This window comes from Pseudomonas sp. MAG002Y (assembly GCF_019400845.1).
GTDB lineage: Bacteria > Pseudomonadota > Gammaproteobacteria > Pseudomonadales > Pseudomonadaceae > Chryseomonas > Chryseomonas luteola.
The window spans coordinates 1-22,440 of the sequence record NZ_WOEJ01000008.1; the positions used below are offsets into that span (position 1 = coordinate 1).

Genomic DNA, 22,440 nt, shown 5'->3' on the forward strand with positions numbered 1-22,440 from the left:
TACTCACCGAGCCCTGTTATCGCTGGCGTGTAGCATCATCTGTCTGCGGTCATTGGGGAGGTTTTGTTAGCGGTTCTTAATGCATACATATTAAATGTCACAAGTTAGAACTTAACCCGATTATGCTTTTCGGGATAGCGCTAAAAAGCCAATGTATAGCGTGAAACGGACATCTTGCGGCTTGATGTTTTCCAGACGCATATAACCGCCCTGCCAATGGCGTTTTGCCCCGGCGTTCAACGGGCGAGCACAAGCCACTGGCCGGGCGGGGCATAGCCATCATAGGGCTTGGGTCTGGCCTGAGTGGTCGCCAATGCCACTACCTGTCCAAATGACAAGGGCACTGGCAGAAAACGTCTGCGTGGGCCTTGCTATTAGTTACCGATGCGCAATCGGCTATACGTATAACAATCCAAAAGAAATCCTTTGTGAAGGCAGAGCGGACTCTTGAGCAAAGGAGTTGTCTAGCCGCTTGACTGAACAAAGTACGGGCTTTTTCCACGCTTTATTCAGAGCGCTCGTGTGGGCAGCAAGACGAAGAGTCGCGCCAAGGCGACAAAATAATAGGCGGCTGTATCAAGCTGGCTTCTGCTCAGCCGATAGCACTGTTATCGCAAAAACCATAGGGCGGTTTTTTGCCCACGAATGCTACCGGAGAGAAATCCAATGGATGCCCCGCAAGATTTTAACGCTGACGCCCAGGCGGCGGAGTTCAATTCACTCTGGTCAGCGATCGATCGCTCCCAAGCTGTCATCGAGTTCAACCTCGACGGCACCATCCTGCGCGCCAACCAGAATTTCCTTGACGCCCTGGGGTATCGACTTGAGGAGATTGCCGGGCAGCATCACCGGATCTTCTGCGATGCCGAATACGCCAGCAGCATGTCCTATCGCCAGTTCTGGGAAAAGCTTGGCCGCGGCGAGTTCGATGCAGGGCAGTACAAGCGCCTGGGCAAGGGCGGTCGGGAGGTTTGGATCCAGGCGACCTACAACCCGATCTTCAATGCCGAAGGCAAACCGTACAAGGTGGTCAAGTTTGCCTCCGATGTGACCGAGGCTGTGTTACGCAGCACCGATCATCAGGGCAAGGTCAATGCCATCGAGCGTGCCCAGGCGGTCATCGAGTTCGACCTGACCGGCCACGTGCTACGGGCCAACGATAACTTCCTGTCTGTGCTGGGCTATCGCCTGGAGGACATCAAGGGCAAGCACCATCGGATCTTCTGTGAGGAAGACCATGCCAACTCCACCACGTACCGTCTTTTCTGGGAAAAACTTAGTCGTGGTGAGTTTGACGCCGGTGTGTACAAGCGCATCAGCAAGGATGGGCGCGAAGTCTGGATTCGGGCGACCTACAATCCCATTCTGGATGCCGAGGGCAAGCCCTACAAGATCGTCAAGTTCGCTACCGATATCACGGCCCTGCAGATCAAGAATGCCGAGTACGAGGGCAAGATCGCGGCGATTGATCGTGGTCAGGCGGTGATCGAGTTCGATCTGCTGGGCAATATTCTTCATGCCAACCAGAATTTCCTGTCGACCCTGGGTTATCGCCTGGAAGAGATCGTCGGCAAGCACCACCGGATGTTCTGTGAGGAACATTACGTCACTTCAACCGCGTATCGGGACTTCTGGCAGCGTCTGGGGCAGGGACAGTTCTTCAGTGACCGCTACATGCGCCTGGGCAAGTTCGGGCAGAAAATCTGGATCCAGGCGACCTATAACCCGATCTTCAATGCCGATGGCCAGCCATACAAAGTTATCAAGTTCGCGACGGACATTACCCAGCAGGTCGAAATGGAGCAGTTGGTCAAAGCCAAGACGCAAGCCATGAGCAGCTCCGTGCAAAACCTGACGCAATCGATCAACCACATTGCCCAGAGCACCGGGGAGGCAAACGGGCTGGCGCGCATGACGCAGGAAGAGGCCGCCCAAGGCGCCGAGACGCTCAAGCGCTCCGTTGAAGCCATGGCCGTTATTGCCAAGTCTGCTGAGGACATCCAGGACATCATTCAGGTTATCAGCGACATCGCCAGCCAGACGAACATGCTGGCCTTCAACGCAGCCATCGAGGCGGCGCGGGCGGGCGAACATGGCCTGGGCTTTTCGGTCGTGGCGGACGAGGTGCGCAAGCTGGCCGAGAAATCGTCCCAGGCGACCAAGGAGATCAACAAGCTGATTCAGGAGTCCTCCAAGCGCATCACGGTGGGTAATGAAATCTCCCGAAGCGTAGGCGAAGCCTTCGAGCGTATCGCCAAGGGTGTAGTGCGTACCACGCGCTCCATTGATGCTATCAACGCCTCTACGGGCGACCAGCTGACGACGGCAGGTGAAGTGAACGAGCTGATTCGTGACCTCAATAACGTCACGTCCGGTGTTGGACAGCGTGGATGACCGCCATTATGACTGGCAGCGCATATGGGGTAGTCCGTGTCGGTGGCATCGAGATCGCCATTCCGGCATCGGCCCTGCAACAAGTGGTGCGCTGGCCTGACCAGGTACAGCCACGTCCGCCGGTAGCGCCTTACATGCGCGGTGTGTTCAGCCTGCGGGGCCGCGCGGTCCCGCTGGTGGACCTACACGTGCTGCTCGGGCTCACACCGGCTGGGGAGGACGGAATGCCCAGCGAAGTGGCACTCCTGCATCATCAGGAAGGACGTTTCGGGATTGGGATTGACGCCGTGGCGGATGTCATCCACATCGATGAAAGGCAACTCAGCGAACTGGGAACCCACAAACGTGGACAGGGTTTGTTGCCGCGCCTTTTCATGGGCGGCAGCCAGGGCGAGCGCATCATCTACCTGCTTGATATCGAGGCGCTGGCGTCGCTGCCGGAGTTGTTCATGGCCTTCGATCATGCACAGGAGTTGCGTGAGCGCGGCCGTACGGCTCGCTTCAAGCTCAAGCATTACATACTGCTGGGCTGTGATGGCCGCCGGTTCTGCCTGGAGGCTACGGCAGTCAGTGAGCTGGTCGAACATCCCCGGATCGATACGACGTTCTTTCAGAGCGAGTATTGCCTGGGTGTCACGGAGCTGCGGGGCACCCCGATTCCAGTGCTCAATCTTTCCCGTATCCTAGGGCTTGAAGAGGTCCCCGGCGAGACCAAAAAACAGCTGCTGGTCATGACAGCCAACAGCCATGCTTTTGGTTTTGCCTTTACCGAACTCCTAGCCATGATGCGGCGCAACCCGGACGATCTTGTGCCTATGCCGCGTTTCGGCCTGCAGCACCCTGCCATGTTTTCCGGGGTCATGAGCGGCGAAGATGGCCATGATGCATTGCTGCTCAACCATACGGCACTGCTGCGTCGCAAGGATATCCAGGCGTTCTCCAAGATCTTTGAAAACGCCAAGGGCCGCAGTAGCGAGGCCTCCAATATCGTGCCCAAGGCGCGATCCCGGCAGGCTTGTCTGGTATACGAGGCCGGTATCCAGTTTGCATCGCCGCTGCATCAGGTGGATGAGATTCTTCATATCCCCACACAGTTCATGCGTCTCAAGCAAGCTCAGGGACACCTGATTGGGATGATCAACGTCCGCGGGCAACAGGTCTCGCTGATCTGCCTGAGCAGCCTGATCAATTCGTCGCCGCGCGAGGCAACCGAAAGCTCGCGTTTTTTTTTGGTGACTGGCGAGGCAATGACCTTTGGCTTTGCGGTCTGCCAGATCGATGCGATCGAGACGTTCAACGATTTCGATCCCGGCATGCTCGAAAAGGGTTGGCAAACCCCGACAGGTGATTCCCTCTCCGTTGGGCAGCGGGCGCGAACGCTGGTAAGCATTGGCTCCGGCCTCAATCGCTGGCGCGCTACATTGCTGGACCTGAAGGCTGTGGCACGCGAACTGGAGGCAGAATTAGCCAGCCAGGAAATGCTGCCGGCATAGGACTGGTGCCTGAGGACGAGGTGATCGACAATGCGGCGATTACCTTGTCCGGGAGTTGCCCATGTCCATCCGCTGGATCGCCACACCGCAAACCGATCTCACCGCTCAGACCCTATACGCCATTCTCTCGCTACGTACCGAGGTCTTCGTGGTAGAGCAGAAGTGTCCTTATCAGGAGGTGGACGGCCAGGACCTGACCGGCAATACCTATCACCTCATGGGCTGGGAAGGCGATACGCTGGTGGCTTATCTGCGAGTACTGGATCCGGTACTGCATGACGGGCAGGTAGTGATTGGCCGCGTCGTAACCGCGCCCGCCGCACGGGGTCGCGGGCTGGGGCATGAGCTGATGAAGCAGGGCCTGACCTTTTGCGAGACGCACTGGGCCGGTCTTCCCATTTATCTCTCTGCCCAGGCGCACCTGCAGGATTACTACGGCCGCTACGGCTTCGAGCCGGTTACAGACATCTACCTTGAAGATGACATCCCGCATATCGGGATGCGTCGTACGGCAACCTCCTGAGATGCTCACCGGCCTGAATCATCTCACCCTGGCCGTGAGCGACCTGGACCGCAGCGTTACCTTTTACCAGGCGCTGCTGGGTGGTCGGCTGGTTGCCCGATGGGCGCAAGGTGCTTATCTGGAGCTGGGATCGCTATGGTTGTGCCTTTCTCTAGACGCTATTGTGAAAGGACCGCGAGCAGACTACACGCACTATGCGTTTTCTATCTCCCAGCCTGACTTCGGGCCTTTCATGGATCGGCTCAAGACGCACGACGTTGACGTCTGGAAAGACAACCGCAGCGAGGGCGACTCGTTCTATTTTCTCGATCCGGATGGGCACAAGCTGGAGCTGCATGTCGGCACCCTGGCAACACGCCTGGCGCAGTGCCGTGTCAAACCCTATGCGGGAATGCAATTCTTCGATTAAGGCTCTATTGCTGCGCAAAGAGTATGAGATTCGCGCTCCCGGCAGGAGCGGCCCGGAAAGGGGGGCTTATTTAGCCGGAGGCTGTGCCTTATCCAGTGCAATGAGTTGCTGTTTCCCGTCCGCAATGATTTTATTGAGTTCGGGCGCTATGTTCATCGTGCTGGCCTGGATAGCCTGCATGCTGTTTTGCATGGCAATGGGCATCTTGTTCACCACCGAGCGCTCTTCTTCAGACTGGTAGAGCTTCAGCATGGCATCGATTTCGCGCTGGTTGAATGACTTCTTATAGATGTCCGTCATCACAGGCTCTATGTTCTTCCATGGCAGCGCCTTCTAGATAACGGCTAGGCTCTTGCGCTGCATATCGTCGACGATCCTCTGTTGTTCGGCAGTCAGCGTCTTGCCTGGCAGGCCTTGCTCAAGAGCGGCCTTGAAATAACTGTCCATCTGGCTAATCGATGAGTCGATCAACTGTGAGGTATTGATCACCATCAGCAGCTCATGGACAGAGCTGTCGCTTGGCGCCGAGTCTGCCGCAAACGCATGTGCAGCTGAAAGCAGGGCAAGGGCAGCGAGGGTCTTTTCATTTCAATTCCCTCTGTACGAGTTACGTCCTTATAGGACAGCAAGCGCGCGTCTCAACACGTCGTGCGCGTAACCATAACGTGCTTAAAACGATTTAGAAATCGAATCCGATCTGAGTCCGATTCGGTTCGGCCTTTCTATGGGGTTTCCGGTGGGGGGTAATCACGTTGTTTTGGGCCTTGGGCGCCTTGAAGACAAGTGTGGTGAGGCGGATTGTTCGCATCGGGTCATCAGGCAGGCGGAGCGTTACCTCGCTACCGTGCTCAGGCTGCTCTTCCGGCGCCTCCTGGTAAGCGGGATGAGCACGGTTTTGTGCACGGACATCGTTGATCGTTCGGGTCAGCCGTTGACCTCTATGAAAAACCAGCAGGATAAGCCGGGCTTCCCGGCTCAACGGATGGGCCAGCAGGTAGTCAAGTTGCTCCCGGTACGCCTCGGCACTCTTCCAAAACAGGCAGTCGGCCAGACAGGCGATCCGCTCCCCATGACGCAAGCCAAGTGCGCTATAGCCGACAGGCACAAAGGGCTCGATTGTTTCCGGGCGCTCGAACTGGCCGTTCAGTGCAATACCCAGGTAGTTTCTTAACGGCGCCTCATTCCATGTGGCGAACAGTGATGGACTGTAGGCCAGCAGCGTAATGGCGCTTTGCAAGGTTTCCACGATCTGCTCATGCTGATCACGGCTCAGCGTTGGCTCCGGCAAGTCGGGCCCATGGCCCATGGGCGGAAGCTCAGAGAACAGCTTCTCCCGTGAGGGAGGCGTAAGCCGTGCCAGTGGGCCGTCGGAGCGCTTGTGCAGTGGAATACCCAACGTTTGCGCCAGGGCCTGATGGGAGAGTAGCCGCGTGCGGCGGGTGTTGATGACTGTTTCCACGATAGCAGAGAGGCTGTCGTTATAGGCCGCCACCTCCTGTCGAATCCAGGCGAGCGCTTTTTCGATCTCGTTGACTTCACGGTCGATCAGCGTGCGTGCGGCCTGCTCCGCGCCGCGCTTGATCTCGAAGGTCAGAATCAGAGATTGCCCGCTGATCCGTACGGCACCTGACGTACCCGCCCAGGGACCGGCCTGTGCGCCAAACCACTCCGCGTCGCCATCAAAGGGTATATCGATATCGAGTCGATGGCTGGCCGCATTGCCCTCGAAGTCCGCATGGTCATCGGTTTCAGCCTGCCATTCATGGCGACGCAGCGCTGGCGGCTCGATCCGATAGGCCGCGATGAAGTAGTCGATCAGCGAATTTGGCGCCGTGTTGAGCAGGCGGTGTTCATCCAGCGCGGCCAATGCCTCGTCGAGGCGGCTCCGCTGGTTATCGAGTCGCTCCCTGGGGTCGAAAGTGGAAAACAGCTCGTCCTGCAACACGTGTGCACTCATTCGCCTGTCCCGGTGACTACCCGTCAACATCGTCTTTTATTGGAGCCGGAGAAGGCAAGGGAATATCCCGGACCGATCGTCAATAAAAAGGGGCCATATAGGCCCCTTGCAAGCCTTTCTTCTCAGGCCTTTTTGAACTCAGCCTCGATGGCTTCCAGCGTCTTGTTTCGAGTCTCGGGTAGGTAACGGACCACGAACGCAATGGCCAGCAGGCCGAACGCGAAGAACATAAAGAACGTCGTGGAGATACTGAACCATGCCACCAGCTGCAGGAAGAAAAAGCCTACTAGGAACGTGGTCAGCCATAGCACGCCGCCGGTAAAGCCCAGCGCCAGGCCGCGGATACGCATGGGAAAGATCTCAGACAGCATCAACCAGGTCACTGGTGAGATGGCCCCTTGCTGGAAGGCCAGAAAGCTGACCGTAAGGCCCAGGATAATAAACGCGCGCTCCGTGCCTGGCGCCATGTTCATCGAGACCAGACCAATCAGCAGCAAACACGTGGTGGTGCCGATCAGACCGGTGATCAGCATGGGGCGACGACCGACCCGGCCCAGTAGCCAGATGCCTAGAAAAGTAGCCAGTACGGAGATCACACCGTTGGCGATGTTGGCTGTGAGCGCCGCCTGCGTATCAAAGCCGGACTCCTTCAGGATCTGGGTGCCGTAATACATGATCGAGTTGACGCCGGTGATCTGCTGCACGACGGCGATACCTATACCAATCAGAAAGATCTTGCGAATCCAGGGCGTTTTCAGGTCTTCCCAGCTACCCTCTTTGGCCTTGGAGTCCTCCTGCGCGGCTTGGCGTACTTCCTTGGCCTCCTTATGTGCCTGATGCTCGGCGCGAACCTCTTTAAGCGTACGCAGCATTTCGCCGAAGCGGCCTTTGGACGCGAGCCAACGGGGACTTTCCGGCATGACCAGCATGCCCAGCCAGAGCACCACGGCTGGAAGCGTGGCAATGACCAGCATCCAGCGCCAGATATGGCTACCCTCGAAAAAGTGCGCAATCGCAGCGTTGCAGGTAAAGGCCAGTAACTGGCCCGACACGATCATCAGTTCATTGCGCGTCACCATCTGCCCGCGCTTGTGCGCAGGCGACATTTCCGCCAGGTAGACCGGAACGGTGACCGAGGCACCACCCACAGCGAGTCCCAGGATGAAGCGGGCCAGCACCATGATCTCGGCGTTGGGCGCAAGGGTGCTGCCCAATGTGCCAAGGATGAAAATGATCGACAGCAAGAGGATGATCTTGCGTCGGCCACGGGCGTCGGAGAGGCGGCCGCTGATAGCGGCACCGATGGCACCGCCAAAGACTAGGGAAGACGCCACCAGACTTTCAGAAAAAGGCGTGAGGCCAAAGTCTTCCTTGATGAAGGGAAGCGCGCCGTTGATGACGCCAGTGTCATACCCAAACAGCAAGCCGCCAAAGGTTGAGATCGTGGTGATGATCTGCATCTTGCGCTTGTGGTTGGTAGGCGAGGAGCCTGTTGTCGAAGGCTCTGCATTTGCAGGCGAGGCGAGGGATGATGGGTTTTTTATCATAAATTTCTCTTTGCACGTTAAGCCGTGACGCTCATCCATCCCTGGTTGATCACGAGGCAGTCCAAGGTGCCTTGATACTGGGCGGGTCCGCTAAATGCACGTGCTGCTGCCGGGAGATTGATTGCCCGTGCGACGCTATCGATGCGTTTGGAACCCACGTTATCGAGCGTATGGGGCTCATAGGGATAGACTGGCGTGCTTGGAGAGTGGTTTCAAAAAAAGCCACTGAGGAGTATCTGCATCACAGAATCCTGAGTGAAAGGCTGACGAATTCCCAGGCGGTGGGCGTCAGTGATGGCTGCCAGAACACGGCCTGAAGAAAATCCGTAGCCGGTAGGGTAAACATCGTCGAAAAGAGGCAATTACTTGATACCGAGTCGGTATCGGACCAGGCAGGTTAGCCAGGCGGCAAAACCGCCTGGCTGGCTTGACTCAGTTAAGGCTGACCATTTCCGCCGGAGGCGCCAAAGACTTGACCTGTGACATAGCTGGCCTCGGTGGAAGCCAACTGCACGTAAAGCGGTGCGATTTCCACAGGCTGGCCGGGACGCTTGAGCGGGGTGTCGCCTCCAAAGCTTTTGAGCTTTTCCATCGTCTGGCCACCGCAGACTTGCAAGGGTGTCCAGAACGGGCCGGGCGCTACGGCGTTGACGCGAATACCCTTGTCCGCCAATTGTTTGGCCAGCCCCTTGCTGAAATTGGCAATGCCGGCCTTGGTCAACGCATAATCGACCAGATTGGCCGAAGGATCGTAGGCATTGACCGATGATGTGTTGATGATCGAAGCGCCTTCCGGCAGATGCGGAATGGCAGCCTTGGTGATCCAGAACATGGCGTACAGGTTGGTCTTGAGCGTCCAGTCGAACTGCTCATTGCTCAGGTCAAGAATCGAATCGTGGCTCTGCTGGCGCGCAGCATTGTTGACCAGGATATCCAGTCCACCCAGCTCCTTTACGGCGCGGTCCACCAGCTCGCGGCAGAATGCCTCGTCGCGAATGTCACCGGGAATGGCTACCGCCTTGCGGCCGGCCTGCTGGATCAGCTGAACCACTTCCTTTGCGTCAGGTTCCTCATCCGGCAGGTAGTTGATGGCTACATCCGCTCCTTCGCGGGCAAAGGCGATGGCTGCGGCACGGCCGATACCCGAGTCGCCCCCGGTGATCAGGGCCTTGCGGCCGGCGAGGCGGTTATTGCCTTTGTAGCTTTCTTCACCGTGATCTGGCCGAGGCGTCATCTTGCTGGCCAGCCCTGGCCAGGGTTGGGTTTGCTCCTGAAACGGAGGGCGGGGATGGCCGCTCTTGGGATCGCTCAACGGGGCTGGGTCGGCTGCAGCCTTGCCATTGGCCGTCTGAGCAAAGGCGGGGGCCGCTGCGGCGGCGGCAATCGTGACAGCCGCACCCTGCATGAGTTTACGGCGGGACGTGGAGAGGTCGTTCGGATTCATGGCTGGCTCCTGAGAATGGGAATAAGCGGTGATCGAAACGGCAAGGCAGCAGCGCCCATCGGGGCATCTGCCGGGTAAGCACCTGATGCGATGCTTGAATCGTTGTGACCGGGATAGACGTACAGACCGTACGCATCGTTCCCCAACCAAGGCAATAATGGGCGAATGGTCTGTTAGGTAAGAGCCTGGAGCTAGAGCGGATGACAGTCGACGCGGACAGGGCAGGGGCTTTGCAGATAGGGCCCGTTCATGACTAAGGGCTGAACAACAGACAGGCAAGCCTGCCTCGCGCCTGAAAGGCGCAAGCCAGGGTGCAGGGAGGCTTACAGCGTTGGGTCTACTTCACGTACCAGCACATAATGACGACCGGTTTCGTCTTCACAGTAGTCGTACACATAGAACATCTCGACCACTCCGGCTCCTGGCATGGCAGCCACGAGGTCACCCGGCTCAGGTGTAAAAAAACCTGCCGTGCCCGGCTCGGCTTCGCTCTCGATGCGAGCAGTGGAAAACAATTCGGGATCCATGTCGCCAAAAAAATCGTCGCGTGTTTCCTGGTCCCAGTCCTCGGGTACCTTGAATTCACCCGTAAACAGAATCTTGGCGTCACCCAGGTCGTCGGTATCGACCTCAGGATCTTCGTCCGGGCGGTAGACCGTGCAGTCCAGAACGTTGCTGTCGCTCAGGATGGTCTCCCGAGCAGCAAGGCGCTTGTTCGAGCCAAACGAGCCGGTGGTAGTCGTATAGGATACGGAATCTGGGCCGTTGGTTATGCGATCGTTGGGACTCATAGCACTCTCCATGGTCATGGTTCTGCCTTCATAGCAGATAAGGCGAAAATTACCGTGTTTTCCAGTCATTTTGGCGCTTTGCTGTACCGTAGAACCATCTTTTTTATGTAAGCGTCTGTCTTATGACTGCATATCAATAGGGTTTACGCCTGAGGGTCCTTTAATGACCGTTCAGGCACCGGAGCGGCAAGGGGATGACAAGGGTTGGGATACAAACGCGAACCGGCGCAGTCCAAGTTACAAACTCACCTTTCAGGGTCCGATATGACAGCGCCAGACACAGAAGAACAGGTAAACGCGCCCGATCCAGAATACGTTCAATGGTTAGTCAACCAGTCGATGCTCTACAAGGCTCGTCAACGTGCCAAGGCGTATGGCGGTCAGGCGCGGCTCTGGATGCATCCCTACGCCGAAACGCGTCCACGCCGGGCAACGGCCATTGCCTCCGTCTGGTTTACGGCCTATCCCAGCTCAGTGATCACCGGATCAGGTGATTCCGTCATCAAGACGCTGGGAAGCGCTCCGCTATGGAATGCGTTGTCTTCCATTGGCGTGCAGGCGATCCATACAGGGCCGACCAAGCTGTCCGGCGGCCTCAAGGGGCGTGAGATTACGCCGACCATCGACGGTAACTTCGACCGGATCAGCCTCGATATCGACCCGCTCTACGGAACGGAAGAGGAATTCATCGCCCTGAGCCGCATGGCCTCTGCCCACAACGCCGTAGTCGTGGATGACATCATCCCAGCCCACACTGGCAAGGGCGCCGATTTCCGACTGGCCGAGCTGGGCTATGAAGATTACCCGGGCCTTTATCACATGGTGGAGATCAAGCCGGAGGATTGGGAGTTACTGCCCGAGGTGCCGGAAGGCCGTGATGCAGTCAACCTGCCGCCCGAGGTCGTCGATGCCCTGAAAGAAAGGTGCTATATCGTCGGCCAGCTCCAGCGCGTCATCTTTTTCGAACCCGGTGTGAAAGAGACTGACTGGAGTGTTACGCCGGTCATTACCGGTGTGGATGGCAAAGATCGACGCTGGGTGTATTTGCACTACTTTAAGGAAGGTCAACCCTCCCTGAATTGGCTCGACCCCAGTTTTGCCGCGCAGCAACTGATCATTGGCGATGCGCTGCATTCGCTGGATGTGCTCGGTGCACGCGGGCTGCGTCTGGATGCCAACGGCTTCCTGGGTGTTGAACGGCGCGCCAACGACAAAGCCTGGTCTGAAGGGCATCCCTTGTCCATCGTCGGCAACCAACTGATTGGGGGCATGGTCCGCAAAGCTGGCGGCTTCAGCTTTCAGGAGCTCAACCTGACCGTGGACGATATCGCGGCCATGGGGCAGGGCGGGGCAGATCTCTCTTACGACTTCATCACCCGTCCGGCCTACCATCACGCCGTGCTGACGGGCGATACCGAATTCCTGCGCCTGATGCTGCGTACCATGCATCAATTCAACATCGACCCGGCGTCACTTATCCATGCCTTGCAAAACCATGATGAGCTGACCCTGGAGCTGGTGCACTTCTGGACCCTGCATGCCGACACCAATTTCGTCTACCAGGGCCAGACCTGGCGCGGCAGCATCTTGCGCGAGCATATTCGTGAGGTCATGTACGAGCGTCTTAGCGGTGAGCATGCGCCCTACAACCTGCGGTTTGTCACCAACGGCGTAGCCTGCACCACGGCGAGCGTGATTGCCGCAGCCCTGGGCATCCGCGAACTGGACAGCATGACCGACGAGGACAAGGAACGGGTCAAGCGGGTTCATTTGCTTCTTGCCATGTACAACGCCTTGCAACCCGGCGTATTCGCCCTGTCCGGATGGGATCTGGTAGGAGCGTTGCCGCTACCGTTCGGTATGGTGGAAGACCGGATGCGCGATGGCGATACACGATGGATTCAACGGGGCGCTTACGATCTGGCAGATGCCAATAACGAGGCGACTCATTCCGGTGAAGGTCTGCCCAAGGCCGTCAACCTTTATGGCAGCCTGACCGAGCAGCTGGCCGACCCGGACTCCTTTGCCAATAAGCTCAAGCGCATCCTCTCGGTACGCCAAGCCTATGGCATTGCGTCCAGCCACCAGATTGCGGTGCCGGATGTCACCTCGCCGGGGCTTCTAGTCATGGTGCACGAGCTGCCCGCCGGGCGTGGCACCCAGATTACCGCGCTCAACTTTGGCGCCACCTCGATCCAGGAAACCATCACCCTGACTAACGTTACGCCGGGGCCGGTCGTGGATATGATCAACGAGACGGTTGAAGGTGATCTCACCGACAACGGTGAGCTGACGATCAATTTGGAAGGGTATGAGGGGCTGAGCCTGCGGATCGTAGGTGCCTTGCCCAACACGCCGTTCGACGTGTAAGGGCTGAAAAGGGCTGCGAGGCAAAATGTATTTGCTCGCAGCCCTTTATAGATTCAATCGTCCCGGGTGAGGACTTCCAGCAGCTCGATCTCGAAGATCAGGTTCGAGTTCGGTTTGATATGTGCGCCAATCTGGCGCTCACCATAGGCCAGGTGCGCCGGCACGAACAGCCTGCGTTTGCCGCCCACCTTCATCCCCATTAACCCGATATCCCAGCCCTTGATGACTCGGCCCGTGCCGATGACGCACTGGAACGGCCGACCCTTTTCGTATGAAGAGTCGAATACGGTGCCATCTTCCAGAGTGCCTCGGTACTGGGTCGTGATCAGGGCACCTTTGACAGCTTCCTTGCCTTCGCCCAGTTGGATATCTTCAATTGTCAGTTCGTCGCTCATGGGGTGTTCTCTGTGTTCGTTGGATTCTGCGGCTTTTCAGGCGTAACCGCAGGTTTGGGCGCTGCGTCCGGCAGGGGAGCGCCTTTTGGCCAAAGCATCCAGATTCGGCCGTCCTGCTTCATATGGCCGGCCAGCTCGCCGGCATCATCACCAGTGCCCCAGAAAAGATCGGCCCGGACCTCTCCCGTAATGGCGCCACCGGTATCCTGTGCGGCCACCGGGCGAATCACGGGGCTGCCATCCGGGCGGGTGGTGGACAGCCAGAGCAGGCTGCCCAGCGGAATCACCTTGCGATCAATGGCTACGCTGTAGCCAGGCGTCAATGGAACGTTCAACGAGCCGCGGGGTGCTTCGTTGCTGTCCGGGCGTTGGCTGAAAAACACATAGCTCGGGTTACTGCCCAAGAGCTCCGGCACACGATCCGGGTTGGCCGTGGCCCACTCGCGAATCTTGCTCATGCTGACCTCTTCCTTTTGCAGCAGCCCCTGCTCCACCAGCCAGCGGCCGATAGGCTTGTAGGGATACCCGTTCTGATTTGCGTACCCGATACGCAACTGGCGACCATCTTCCAGTTCAACACGGCCCGAGCCCTGGATCTGTAAGAATTGCAGGTCCATCGGATCACGCAGCCAGGCCAGTACAGGGGCATCTACACCCTGCTGCATGATGGTGGCGGCGTCATCATAGGGTTTGAGCGTCTGGCCTTCGAGTCGGCCTCGCAGGCGTTTCCCCTTGAGTTCAGGGTAAATGCTGGCCAGATCGACGGTAATCAGGTCGGTAGGTGTGCCATAGACCGGCACAGGATGGGCTTCATCCTGCACAAGGCTGCCGCGATAGACCGGCTCGTAATAGCCCGTGATAAGGCCATGCTCGCCCTTCAGAGAGCGCAGGCTGTAGACCTGTAGCTGGCTTTTGAGAAAGTCCCGTACGGCGCGTGGGTCATACGGGACCTGCGCAGCTGCCTGACATGGTCCACTCCAGGCCTCGTTGTTCTTGAGCTTCTCGCAGCCTGCCTGCCAAGCCTTGAAGCCTGCCATAAGGTCGGCGTCACTGGTGACAGGAAGATCCTCCCAGCGGACAGGAGTGTAGGTGGCAACTTCCGGCGGTTTGGGCGGCGGCTTTTGCTTGAACTTGGAGCCGTCGTCACAACCGGCCAGCAAGGCTAATAGAGATACGGCGGCACAGGCCATGAGCCGCCAGGGGTAACGATAGGCAAGCACGTCAACTGTTCTTGTCGATGAGTGAGCCGGTAGCTTGGTGAAATCAGACCGTGACGTCAAATGCCGATCCTGACTTTCCCACCTACTGAATCATGTTGCAAAACAGTAAGGTAGGCCTGCCGAGGCTGGTTAAATTATAACCAACTCCATGCGGAAGATCATGGCGTTACAGTGCTTGGAATGCGTTCCAGCGGCATGCGCTGATGTTCTTTCCAGACGCCATTTTCCAGGGCGATACGGCCAGTGACATCCAGTGTCGGACAGCAGGACGCATCGGCTGCCTTGAAGGTGAGCCCCTGATACCAGAGGTCATCGTTTCGGATGAAAAGGCTGCTGATGTGCTTGGGAAGCTCTGTTGAGCTCTGCTTGGGCATCGAGTAATCGGCATCGATGAAATAGTCGCCGCCCGGGCTCTGGCGCAGGATGGCCATGAGCGGCCGAGTGGCGGTAGGTGTGCCGCTGCAGCCGACATCCAGCTCGTACACCGCCAGGAAAACCGATTTTCCCTCCAGCTGGTAGGGGATGATATTGCGTGGGTCCATCGAAAAGGAGCAGCCCAGCGACTTGCCGAATTGCTCAATGATAGGCGGCAACTTGGCTAACGTCTCGGTCCGCTTGGGTTCCGAGGCCTGCACAATGTAATCGGCCAGGTCAACTTTGATATCTGCCAGACAGCTCAGGGGTAAAAGTGACAAAGCCATCCAAAAGGCTTTAAAACGCATTGGGCTTCCTCTCCGTGGAACAGAACGCAAGGATCATTTCAATTGGTCGATATTGACGCGCATAAAGGGCATCGGTTCGCCCGGTGTACAACTATTGTTCAATTTGGAAGCGGATTCGCCTTTTGAAAATGCCGTGCCTGTCGATTGCTCTGTGGACAAAGGCCACTAAAACGCCCGAGCGCACATAATGCCTTGCATACAGGCTTACATACAGCGAATGTGCTCGCTGAGTAGCCTATTCATTAGGGCGTACCCTGGTTATCAGAAGGCGTTGCGCTCTTCCAGGCAATCGTCCCCACCCATCTCGAATTCGCGGCAGATCAAGGGGCGATTCTCATAGATGCTGCATCGCATGGTTTCTCGATCCAGCGCGGCGCACCAGCCGTCGTCCAGGCGCGCCATGGTCATCGAGCCCCATTGGTCCTCCTCGATAAAGCGCATGGGAACGCCGGTATCCGTAATCAGCATGACTTCCAGACGGCAGCACTTGGCCGCACAGGTGTCACAAGTGACACTGGGTTCGGGCTTGGCGGGCGGCGCAGAGGCAGGCAGGTTATGGAGCGGAATCACGTGATCACCGGGGTAAAGGCAGGCTGCAAGGTTACCGGCAGTTAAGGCCTGCTCAAAACGAAGAATGATCCATCAGGAAGAAAACTGACGGACCGCAGACCTCTCGTGTCTGCCTGCGTTCCGTCAGCGACCGATTACCGGGGCGTTGGATTCTGCTCCGGCTGATTGCCATACGCCGTTTGCCCGATGTCATCGCCCGAGGTGGTGCGATTATCGCTGTTGCGCAGTTTGGCGACGGCATCGGCATCCACCGGACCGCCCTTGTTGCCCCAGCTGGTCCGGATAAAGGTCACCACATCCGCTACTTGCTGATCGCTCAACCGCCAGCCGAAGGCAGGCATGACGATGGTCGAGGGTGCACTCTTGAGACCCGGCAGCTTGCCCCCTTCCAGCACAATGTGGATAAGGGACGTCGGGTCTTCCGTCTGCACCACGGTGTTACCGGCCAGTGCCGGGAACGCCCGGGTGTAGCCCAGGCCATCCGAGCGGTGACAGGCGTTGCAGTTGTCGATGTAGACCGCTGCGCCGCGCTTGCTTTCATCCCCTTTTACCAGCATTTCCGAAACGGCATTGTTGCGCTGATAGGGTGGGGCGTCCGGATGGACCGGTGAAAGCGTCTTCAGGTAACGGACGATTGCGGTCAGATCCTCGTCGCTCATGTACTGCAGGCTGTGCTCGACCACCTGCGTCATACCGCCAAAGACGGCCATGTCATCCGAGCGGCCTGTCTTGAGGAATTCCACCAGCTGCGCCTCGTCCCACCGGGCAATGCCTTCCTTGTGGTCATTGCGCAGGCTTTTGGCAACCCAGCCTTCCAGCGGGGCGCTACCCGCAAGGAAGTCCTTGCCGTCGGCATCGCTGAGGGCTTTTTCCTGCATGGCAATGCCGCGGGGTGTGTGGCAGGCACCGCAATGGCCCAGGCCCTCCACCAGATAGGCGCCACGGGCAACCACCGGGTCCATGCCCTGCGCCGGTTTGAAGTCGGCAACTTCCGGCGCGAACAGCTTGCGCCAGACAGCCAGGGGCCAGCGCATCGACAGCGGCCAGGGAATGGCCACGTCCTGGTTGGGCTGAGTCACCGGCTGAACGCCGTGCATGAAGTAGGCGTACAGGGCGCGCATGTCCTCTTCGGTGACGCGTGCATAAGAGGGATACGGCATGGCCGGATAGAGCGAATGCCCTTCCTTGGCGATGCCGTGGCGTACCGCCTTGTCAAAATCCTCGAAACTGTAATTGCCGATGCCGGTTTCCTTATCCGGCGTGATATTGGTCGAGTAAATGGTGCCAATGGGCGTGCCCATCGGCAGGCCGCCGGCGAAGGGTTTGCCACCGGCTGCCGTGTGGCAGGCCACACAGTCACCAGCGCGGGCCAGGTATTCGCCTTTCTTGATCAATTCCTGATCAGGTCCGGCCTCTTGAGCAAAAGCAGGCAGAGCGATGAACCCCAGGGCCAGTGCAGAGATGAGTGCTTTCATGGTCGACGTCCTCATGCCTGCACCAGTGGGCCAGGGTTTTTCAGGTACTGCTCGCGGATGGCGCGTGCCGACCAGTAGGTGAGGGCTGCCACAAGGCCTGTCGGGTTGTAGCCCAGCCCCTGTGGGAAGGCCGAGGCGCCCGGAACGAACACGTTGTGCACATCCCAGCTCTGCAGGTAACGGTTGAGGGCGCTGGTCTTGGGGTCGGTTCCCATGATGGCGCCGCCGTTCAGGTGGGTAGTCTGATAGCTGACCGTATTGAAATGCGTTCCCGGCGCCTTGACCTGTACATTGATGGCCTTGGGATTCATGGCTTCGGCGATGCGCTTCATCTTATCGACCATGAAGTGCGTCATCTTGATGTCGTTTTCCTTCCAGTCGAAGGTCATGCGCAGGAGCGGCATTCCATACGCATCCTTGTAGGTCGGATCGAGGTCCAGGTAGTTGTCGCGGTAGGACTGGTGCGCTCCGTGGGCATCCATGGACAGTTGATGGTTGTAGTAATCGGCCGCTGCCGCCTTCCACTGGCTGCCCCAATTGGGTGTGCCCGGAGGATTGCTTACACCGGCGATGGGGCGCGTGCCCGCCTGGTTCACCCAGAACGGCGAGCCACCTACAAAGCCGTGAGGGCCGTGGTCGAAGTTATCGGCATTGAAGTCATCCACCGCCACGCCATTACCGCCCGCACCGATGAAGGGGTTGGTGAAGTGCTGGTCCTTGTCGAAGTAGGCCTTGATGGTCGCCATGTTCTGGTAGGCGAAGTTTCTGCCGACCACGCCTTCGCCGGTTTTCGGGTCATAGGGCTTGCCGATGCCTGAAAGCAGCATCAGCCGCACGTTGTTGAACTGGAAAGCGCCGAGAATGACGATATCGGCCGGTTGCTCAATCTCGTTGCCCTGGGCGTCCACATAGGTCACGCCGGTGGCGAGCTTCTTGTCGTCGGTCAAGTTGACCTTCAGCACGTGGGCATCGGCGCGCAGTTCGAACTTGGGTTCCTGGCGCAGCGCCGGCAGGATGTTCAGGTTGGGCGAAGACTTGGAGTACATGTAGCAGACGTACCCGCTGCAATATCCGCAGAAATTGCACGGCCCCATCTGGCAGCCGTAGGGATTGGTGTAAGGGCCGGAGGTATTAGCCGAGGGCAGGTCATAGGGGTGGTAGCCCACATCCCAGGCGGCCTTCTGAAACAGCTGCGCTGACACCGTATTCTTTTGCGGCGTGAGCGGAAAGTGATCGGAGCGGTCCGGCGCAAAGGGATTGCCGCCTTTGCCTTTGCCAACCAACTCACCCTTTACCGTCCAGGCCTGACCCGAGGTGCCGAAGACTTTTTCGGCAAAATCGAAGTACGGCTCCAGCTCCTCGTAGGTCACGCCAAAGTCCTGGATGGTCATACCATCCGGGATGAAATTCTTGCCGTACCGTTCTTCATAGTGACTGCGCAGGCGCAGCTCCACCGGGTCGACCCGCAGATGCACACCGGACCAGTGCAAACCCGCACCGCCTACGCCATCGCCGGGCAGAAAGGCGCCGAGCTGACGATAGGGCAGTGCCGTCTGGCTCACGTTGTGGCGAATGGTGACGGTTTCCTTGGATGTATCCGCGAACAGCTTCTTGCGGATGCTGTAGGTCAGCTCGTCGATCACCTGTGGGTAGGAACCATCTGGGTAGGTATCACGCATTGGGCCACGCTCCAGCGCGACCACGGAAAGACCCGCTTCAGTCAGTTCTTTAGCCATGATGGCTCCAGTCCAGCCAAAGCCTACGATCACCGCATCGGCTTTCTGCATCACTTTTGCCATGGATCAAGCCCTCTCGCCGCGGATGGAAACCGGCGGGAAGGGGTACGCCACATCGCGCTCCACCCAATCCATAAAGTCGGCGCGGGCGCCGGGAAAGCCCACTAGCTTCCAGCCCACCATATCCTTATTGCCACCATGGATCGGGTCGCAGAAAAAGCCTTCTTTGGTGCTTTGCAACAGAGCGGCAAAGAAGGTCTTGGCAGGAAGCGGGGCGAACTCGGCCTCACCGGCTTCAAACTGACGAAGTGCGGCATCCTGGGTGCCGGTATCCAGCTCGGCAAACGGCTTGCCGTGTTGCTGGCGCGACCAGTCATCCGCGGCCTTGATGCCCAGGCGGAAAACCTGTTGCGGATTGAGCTTGAGCTGGTACCCCATCTCCGAAGGTGCATCGGGTTGGAAAGGCCCCTGCATGTACCACTTCGCCCCTTGGGCATAGGGGGTATTCATCTGCCGGTCGATGTACTCCGGTACACCAGCCTCCACCGCACCAGGGCCGCGATCATCAGCGGGAATCAGCCGGGCGACGGCGGCGTGGATAAACGTCCATTCTTCCGGCGTGAAAAAGGTGGGCTGATAGGCGTCTGCGCGGGCGCTCTGGCCCGGCTTGTCCTCGTCACGCTGTCGCTCCTTCGTCTCGGCCAGAGCCAGGCTGGCGCCGCCTGTAGTGGCAAGTGTCACCACGGGGATCAGGGTTAGAGACTTACGTAGAAAGTCGCGGCGGGCGTTAGACGTATCATCAGCGGACATGAGGGTTCCCATCAGCCATCAGGCTTTAAATGTTAGTAAGCTAAGCATTTAAGTGTAACAATTTGTGCGGATCTGCGACAGATTGCCTCATCATCGACCGGCGCGCCGCGGGCAGGTTCCTGATGACCCTTTAAAACGTATGGATAAGAACGTACAGCCCGTCAGGCCTGGGTATGCTCAAGCGCCTCCAGAAACCGCTGGAGGATCAGGTTGGGGCGGCGGCCCTTGCGCATCGCGGCACAGAGCGGAATGGAGTAGAAGAAACGCTCCGGCTTGAGCGGCCGCAGGACGCCCTGCATCACCCAGCTGGCGGCATAATGATCTGGCAGATACCCGATGTAACTGCCGGTATGCAGCAGAAAGGCAATCCCTTCGCGGTCCGATGCAGTGGCCGTACAGTTGAGCGTCTGGTGTCGTTCCAACGCCTCGGCCGTCAATCGATAGTTCGGCGCCACAGCATCGGCCATGCGTAGCGCCTCATCCGGAATCTCCTCATCGGGCCGGTGGAACAAAGGGTGCTCATGGCTGCAATACAGTTGCGAGCGTTCCTCATAAAGCGCTGTGTATTCCAGGCCGGACAGCGGGTTGATCAGCGGGACCACGCCAATATGCAGCCGTCCATCCAGTACCCCGCGTTCGATTTCGCCCGGCGTCATCATGCCAATGTTCACCCGCACACCCGGCCCCAATGCCTTCAGTTTGCGCAGCGCATGGGTCACGCGCATTTGCGGCAAGGTGACGAGGTTGTTGATGATGCCGATGTTCAGCTCGCCCCGCAGTTGCTGGTGCAGGGCGTTTACTTCACTGCGAAAGCCTTCCAGCGCGGCCAGTAGGCTCTGGCTGGCCCGCAGCACTTCCCGGCCTTCATCCGTGAGTGCAAACCCGGCGCGGCCGCGCTGGCACAAGCGCATCCCCAGCCGCTTTTCCAGATCGCCCATGTGCAGGCTGATAGCCGAGCGGGTGATACCCAGGGCACTTTCTGCCGCTGCAAAGCTGCCGCATTCCGCTACTGTCTTGAACAGACGCAGGAGGCGGATATCGAAATCGCTGACTTGGCCAAGCGGGGCTTTGCGAGGTGTGCTCATTAGGTGAGTTTTTTCTTGAGTAAACGTAAGAAGAATACGCTTTAACTCATCCAAGGTCAGGCTCAAGCTGAGGCTTTCGTCGGGACGATTCCTATTGCCCCGTCCAGCTCATGTCTTGTACCCCGAGGCCCTGCATGAACCAGCCCCTGACCGTATCGCCACCACTTGCCAGCGAACTCGACCTGACCCACCACTGGATGCCCTATACCGCCAACCGCGCCTTCAAGAAGGACCCGCGCATTCTGGTGGCGGCCGAGGGTGCGTATCTGACCGACGATCAGGGCCGCAAACTGTACGATAGTCTGTCTGCCTTGTGGTGTGTAGGGGCGGGGCACGGACGCAAGGAGATTGCCGAGGCGGTAGGTAAGCAGGCGCTGCAGCTCGATTATTCACCGGGCTTCCAGTACGGTCATCCGCTGTCCTTCAAGCTGGCCGAAAAGATCGCCAGCCTGACACCGGGAGACCTGAACCACGTGTTCTTTGTCAACTCAGGCTCCGAATGCGCCGATACGGCTGTGAAAATGGCCCGTGCCTACTGGCGTCTGAAAGGGCAGGCCACCAAGACCAAGATGATTGGCCGTGCCCGTGGCTACCACGGGGTGAACATTGCCGGCACCAGCTTGGGCGGCATTGGGGCTAACCGCAAGATGTACGGCCAGTTGATGGACGCAGACCACTTGCCGCATACCCTGCTGCCGGGCAACGAGTTCACCAAAGGCATGCCCAAGACTGGCGTCGAGCTGGCGAACGAAATGCTCAAACTGATCGAGCTACACGATGCCTCCAACATCGCGGCGGTCATCGTCGAGCCTATGTCCGGCTCTGCAGGCGTGATCGTGCCGCCGGAGGGCTACCTGCAACGCCTGCGCGAGATTTGCACGCAGCACAATATCCTGCTGATCTTTGACGAGGTGATTACCGGCTTTGGCCGCACCGGTTCCATGTTTGGTGCGGACAGCTTTGGCGTCACGCCCGACATCATGAACCTCGCCAAGCAGATCACCAACGGCGTGATCCCTATGGGCGCGGTGGTGGCGACCACCGAAATCCATGACACCTTCATGAACCAGGGCACGCCGGATTACGCCGTCGAGTTTGGTCACGGCTACACCTACTCCGCGCATCCAGTCGCCTGTGCGGCGGGTCTGGCTGCACTGGAAATTCTGGAGCGGGACAACCTTATTCAGCGTGTAGCCGAACTAGCCCCGCATTTTGAGCAGCGTATCCATGGTGTGCGCGGTGCCAAGCACATCGTCGATATCCGTAACTACGGCCTGGCCGGCGCGATCCAGCTCGCTCCGCGTGATGGCGATGCGATCGTCCGCCCTTACGAGGCCTCGCTGAAACTGTGGAAGGCCGGGTTCTACGTCCGCTTCGGCGGCGACACCCTGCAATTCGGCCCTCCCTTTATCAGCACGCCGGAAGAACTGGACCGCCTGTTCGACGCCGTGGGCGAAGCCCTCAACGCCACGGCCTGATTATTTTTCGTACAGCGGCGC

19 protein-coding genes and 2 pseudogenes are annotated in these 22,440 nt (G+C 58.5%); 7 read left to right on the plus strand and 14 right to left on the minus strand.

Features of this window, described 5'->3' with window-relative positions:
• Positions 1–666 precede the first annotated feature (666 nt).
• The 5 genes and pseudogenes from GM154_RS12780 to fos all read left to right on the plus strand — a co-directional run.
• A pseudogene (locus GM154_RS12780) lies at positions 667–1,794 on the plus strand (PAS domain-containing protein); the annotation flags it as partial.
• A 168-nt stretch (positions 1,795–1,962) separates the two neighbouring features.
• Positions 1,963–2,394, plus strand: a pseudogene (locus GM154_RS25970) (methyl-accepting chemotaxis protein); the annotation flags it as partial.
• Between the two features lie 8 nt (positions 2,395–2,402).
• Positions 2,403–3,887 (plus strand): chemotaxis protein CheW, encoded by a 1,485-nt coding sequence (locus GM154_RS12785; RefSeq protein ID WP_219652453.1) that lies wholly within the window; start codon positions 2,403–2,405, stop codon positions 3,885–3,887.
• Between the two features lie 61 nt (positions 3,888–3,948).
• A complete protein-coding gene (locus GM154_RS12790; protein WP_219652454.1) occupies positions 3,949–4,410 on the plus strand; it encodes a GNAT family N-acetyltransferase in 462 nt (153 codons plus the stop codon).
• A 1-nt stretch (position 4,411) separates the two neighbouring features.
• Positions 4,412–4,819, plus strand: coding sequence for a fosfomycin resistance glutathione transferase (gene fos, locus GM154_RS12795; protein ID WP_010796615.1), 408 nt, complete (start codon positions 4,412–4,414; stop codon positions 4,817–4,819).
• A 66-nt stretch (positions 4,820–4,885) separates the two neighbouring features.
• On the opposite strand, the gene GM154_RS12800 is transcribed toward fos, so the two are convergent.
• From GM154_RS12800 to GM154_RS12825, 6 genes are all read right to left on the minus strand, one after another.
• Positions 4,886–5,119 carry a DUF2059 domain-containing protein gene (locus GM154_RS12800; RefSeq protein ID WP_019364520.1) on the minus strand — a complete coding sequence of 78 codons (234 nt, stop codon included), beginning with the start codon at positions 5,117–5,119 and terminating at the stop codon, positions 4,886–4,888.
• A 33-nt stretch (positions 5,120–5,152) separates the two neighbouring features.
• Positions 5,153–5,311: a hypothetical protein gene (locus GM154_RS12805; RefSeq protein WP_019364519.1), complete on the minus strand. Its 159-nt coding sequence runs from the start codon at positions 5,309–5,311 to the stop codon at positions 5,153–5,155.
• 187 nt (positions 5,312–5,498) lie between these two features.
• Positions 5,499–6,776, minus strand: a complete 1,278-nt coding sequence (locus GM154_RS12810) for a hypothetical protein (RefSeq protein WP_219652455.1) — start codon at positions 6,774–6,776, stop codon at positions 5,499–5,501.
• 122 nt (positions 6,777–6,898) lie between these two features.
• Positions 6,899–8,323, minus strand: a complete 1,425-nt coding sequence (locus tag GM154_RS12815; RefSeq protein WP_219652456.1) for a sugar porter family MFS transporter — start codon at positions 8,321–8,323, stop codon at positions 6,899–6,901.
• Between the two features lie 436 nt (positions 8,324–8,759).
• A complete protein-coding gene (locus GM154_RS12820) occupies positions 8,760–9,767 on the minus strand; it encodes an SDR family oxidoreductase (RefSeq protein WP_010796620.1) in 1,008 nt (335 codons plus the stop codon).
• A gap of 323 nt (positions 9,768–10,090) precedes the next feature.
• Entirely contained in the window at positions 10,091–10,558 is a 468-nt protein-coding gene (locus tag GM154_RS12825; protein WP_258019838.1) for a hypothetical protein, read from the minus strand.
• 264 nt (positions 10,559–10,822) lie between these two features.
• On the opposite strand from GM154_RS12825, the gene treS reads away from it, so the two are divergent.
• Entirely contained in the window at positions 10,823–12,928 is a 2,106-nt protein-coding gene (treS, locus tag GM154_RS12830) for a maltose alpha-D-glucosyltransferase (RefSeq protein WP_219652457.1), read from the plus strand.
• Positions 12,929–12,981: 53 nt separating this feature from the next.
• Here treS and GM154_RS12835 read toward each other — a convergent pair whose 3' ends face one another.
• From GM154_RS12835 to GM154_RS12870, 8 genes are all read right to left on the minus strand, one after another.
• Positions 12,982–13,323, minus strand: a complete 342-nt coding sequence (locus tag GM154_RS12835; RefSeq protein WP_125888178.1) for an FKBP-type peptidyl-prolyl cis-trans isomerase — start codon at positions 13,321–13,323, stop codon at positions 12,982–12,984.
• Positions 13,320–14,513 carry a murein transglycosylase A gene (locus tag GM154_RS12840; protein ID WP_219652542.1) on the minus strand — a complete coding sequence of 398 codons (1,194 nt, stop codon included), beginning with the start codon at positions 14,511–14,513 and terminating at the stop codon, positions 13,320–13,322. The genes GM154_RS12835 and GM154_RS12840 overlap by 4 nt, the downstream gene beginning before the upstream one ends.
• A 188-nt stretch (positions 14,514–14,701) precedes the next feature.
• Positions 14,702–15,265: a hypothetical protein gene (locus GM154_RS12845; RefSeq protein ID WP_219652458.1), complete on the minus strand. Its 564-nt coding sequence runs from the start codon at positions 15,263–15,265 to the stop codon at positions 14,702–14,704.
• A 261-nt stretch (positions 15,266–15,526) separates the two neighbouring features.
• The gene (locus GM154_RS12850; protein ID WP_083397806.1) at positions 15,527–15,835 is read right to left on the minus strand and encodes a YkgJ family cysteine cluster protein; all 309 of its coding nucleotides are present in this window, start codon (positions 15,833–15,835) and stop codon (positions 15,527–15,529) included.
• Positions 15,836–15,969: 134 nt separating this feature from the next.
• Positions 15,970–17,310, minus strand: a complete 1,341-nt coding sequence (locus GM154_RS12855; RefSeq protein WP_074821437.1) for a cytochrome c — start codon at positions 17,308–17,310, stop codon at positions 15,970–15,972.
• An 11-nt stretch (positions 17,311–17,321) separates the two neighbouring features.
• Positions 17,322–19,109: a GMC family oxidoreductase gene (locus tag GM154_RS12860; RefSeq protein ID WP_219652459.1), complete on the minus strand. Its 1,788-nt coding sequence runs from the start codon at positions 19,107–19,109 to the stop codon at positions 17,322–17,324.
• Positions 19,110–19,112: 3 nt separating this feature from the next.
• Complete coding sequence (locus tag GM154_RS12865; RefSeq protein WP_010796629.1) at positions 19,113–19,856, minus strand: gluconate 2-dehydrogenase subunit 3 family protein; 744 nt, start codon at positions 19,854–19,856, stop codon at positions 19,113–19,115.
• Between the two features lie 161 nt (positions 19,857–20,017).
• The gene (locus GM154_RS12870; protein ID WP_219652460.1) at positions 20,018–20,941 is read right to left on the minus strand and encodes a LysR family transcriptional regulator; all 924 of its coding nucleotides are present in this window, start codon (positions 20,939–20,941) and stop codon (positions 20,018–20,020) included.
• 134 nt (positions 20,942–21,075) lie between these two features.
• Between GM154_RS12870 and GM154_RS12875 the strand changes: the two genes are divergently transcribed.
• Positions 21,076–22,419, plus strand: coding sequence for an aspartate aminotransferase family protein (locus GM154_RS12875; protein ID WP_122041031.1), 1,344 nt, complete (start codon positions 21,076–21,078; stop codon positions 22,417–22,419).
• The last annotated feature ends 21 nt before the right edge of the window (positions 22,420–22,440 follow it).

Bases quoted from the DNA above. Each gene is read 5' to 3' on its own strand.
- GM154_RS12865 (WP_010796629.1), bottom strand. From the start codon at position 19,856: ATGTCCGCTGATGATACGTCTAACGCCCGCCGCGACTTTCTACGTAAG.
- GM154_RS12815 (WP_219652456.1), bottom strand. From the start codon at position 8,323: ATGATAAAAAACCCATCATCCCTCGCCTCGCCTGCAAATGCAGAGCCT.
- GM154_RS12840 (WP_219652542.1), bottom strand. From the start codon at position 14,513: ATGGCCTGTGCCGCCGTATCTCTATTAGCCTTGCTGGCCGGTTGTGAC.
- GM154_RS12820 (WP_010796620.1), bottom strand. From the start codon at position 9,767: ATGAATCCGAACGACCTCTCCACGTCCCGCCGTAAACTCATGCAGGGT.
- GM154_RS12870 (WP_219652460.1), bottom strand. From the start codon at position 20,941: ATGAGCACACCTCGCAAAGCCCCGCTTGGCCAAGTCAGCGATTTCGAT.
- GM154_RS12790 (WP_219652454.1), top strand. From the start codon at position 3,949: ATGTCCATCCGCTGGATCGCCACACCGCAAACCGATCTCACCGCTCAG.
- GM154_RS12805 (WP_019364519.1), bottom strand. From the start codon at position 5,311: ATGGTGATCAATACCTCACAGTTGATCGACTCATCGATTAGCCAGATG.
- GM154_RS12835 (WP_125888178.1), bottom strand. From the start codon at position 13,323: ATGAGCGACGAACTGACAATTGAAGATATCCAACTGGGCGAAGGCAAG.
- treS (WP_219652457.1), top strand. From the start codon at position 10,823: ATGACAGCGCCAGACACAGAAGAACAGGTAAACGCGCCCGATCCAGAA.
- GM154_RS12855 (WP_074821437.1), bottom strand. From the start codon at position 17,310: ATGAAAGCACTCATCTCTGCACTGGCCCTGGGGTTCATCGCTCTGCCT.
- GM154_RS12825 (WP_258019838.1), bottom strand. From the start codon at position 10,558: ATGAGTCCCAACGATCGCATAACCAACGGCCCAGATTCCGTATCCTAT.
- GM154_RS12800 (WP_019364520.1), bottom strand. From the start codon at position 5,119: ATGACGGACATCTATAAGAAGTCATTCAACCAGCGCGAAATCGATGCC.
- GM154_RS12810 (WP_219652455.1), bottom strand. From the start codon at position 6,776: ATGAGTGCACACGTGTTGCAGGACGAGCTGTTTTCCACTTTCGACCCC.
- fos (WP_010796615.1), top strand. From the start codon at position 4,412: ATGCTCACCGGCCTGAATCATCTCACCCTGGCCGTGAGCGACCTGGAC.
- GM154_RS12785 (WP_219652453.1), top strand. From the start codon at position 2,403: ATGACTGGCAGCGCATATGGGGTAGTCCGTGTCGGTGGCATCGAGATC.
- GM154_RS12845 (WP_219652458.1), bottom strand. From the start codon at position 15,265: ATGCGTTTTAAAGCCTTTTGGATGGCTTTGTCACTTTTACCCCTGAGC.
- GM154_RS12860 (WP_219652459.1), bottom strand. From the start codon at position 19,109: ATGGCAAAAGTGATGCAGAAAGCCGATGCGGTGATCGTAGGCTTTGGC.
- GM154_RS12875 (WP_122041031.1), top strand. From the start codon at position 21,076: ATGAACCAGCCCCTGACCGTATCGCCACCACTTGCCAGCGAACTCGAC.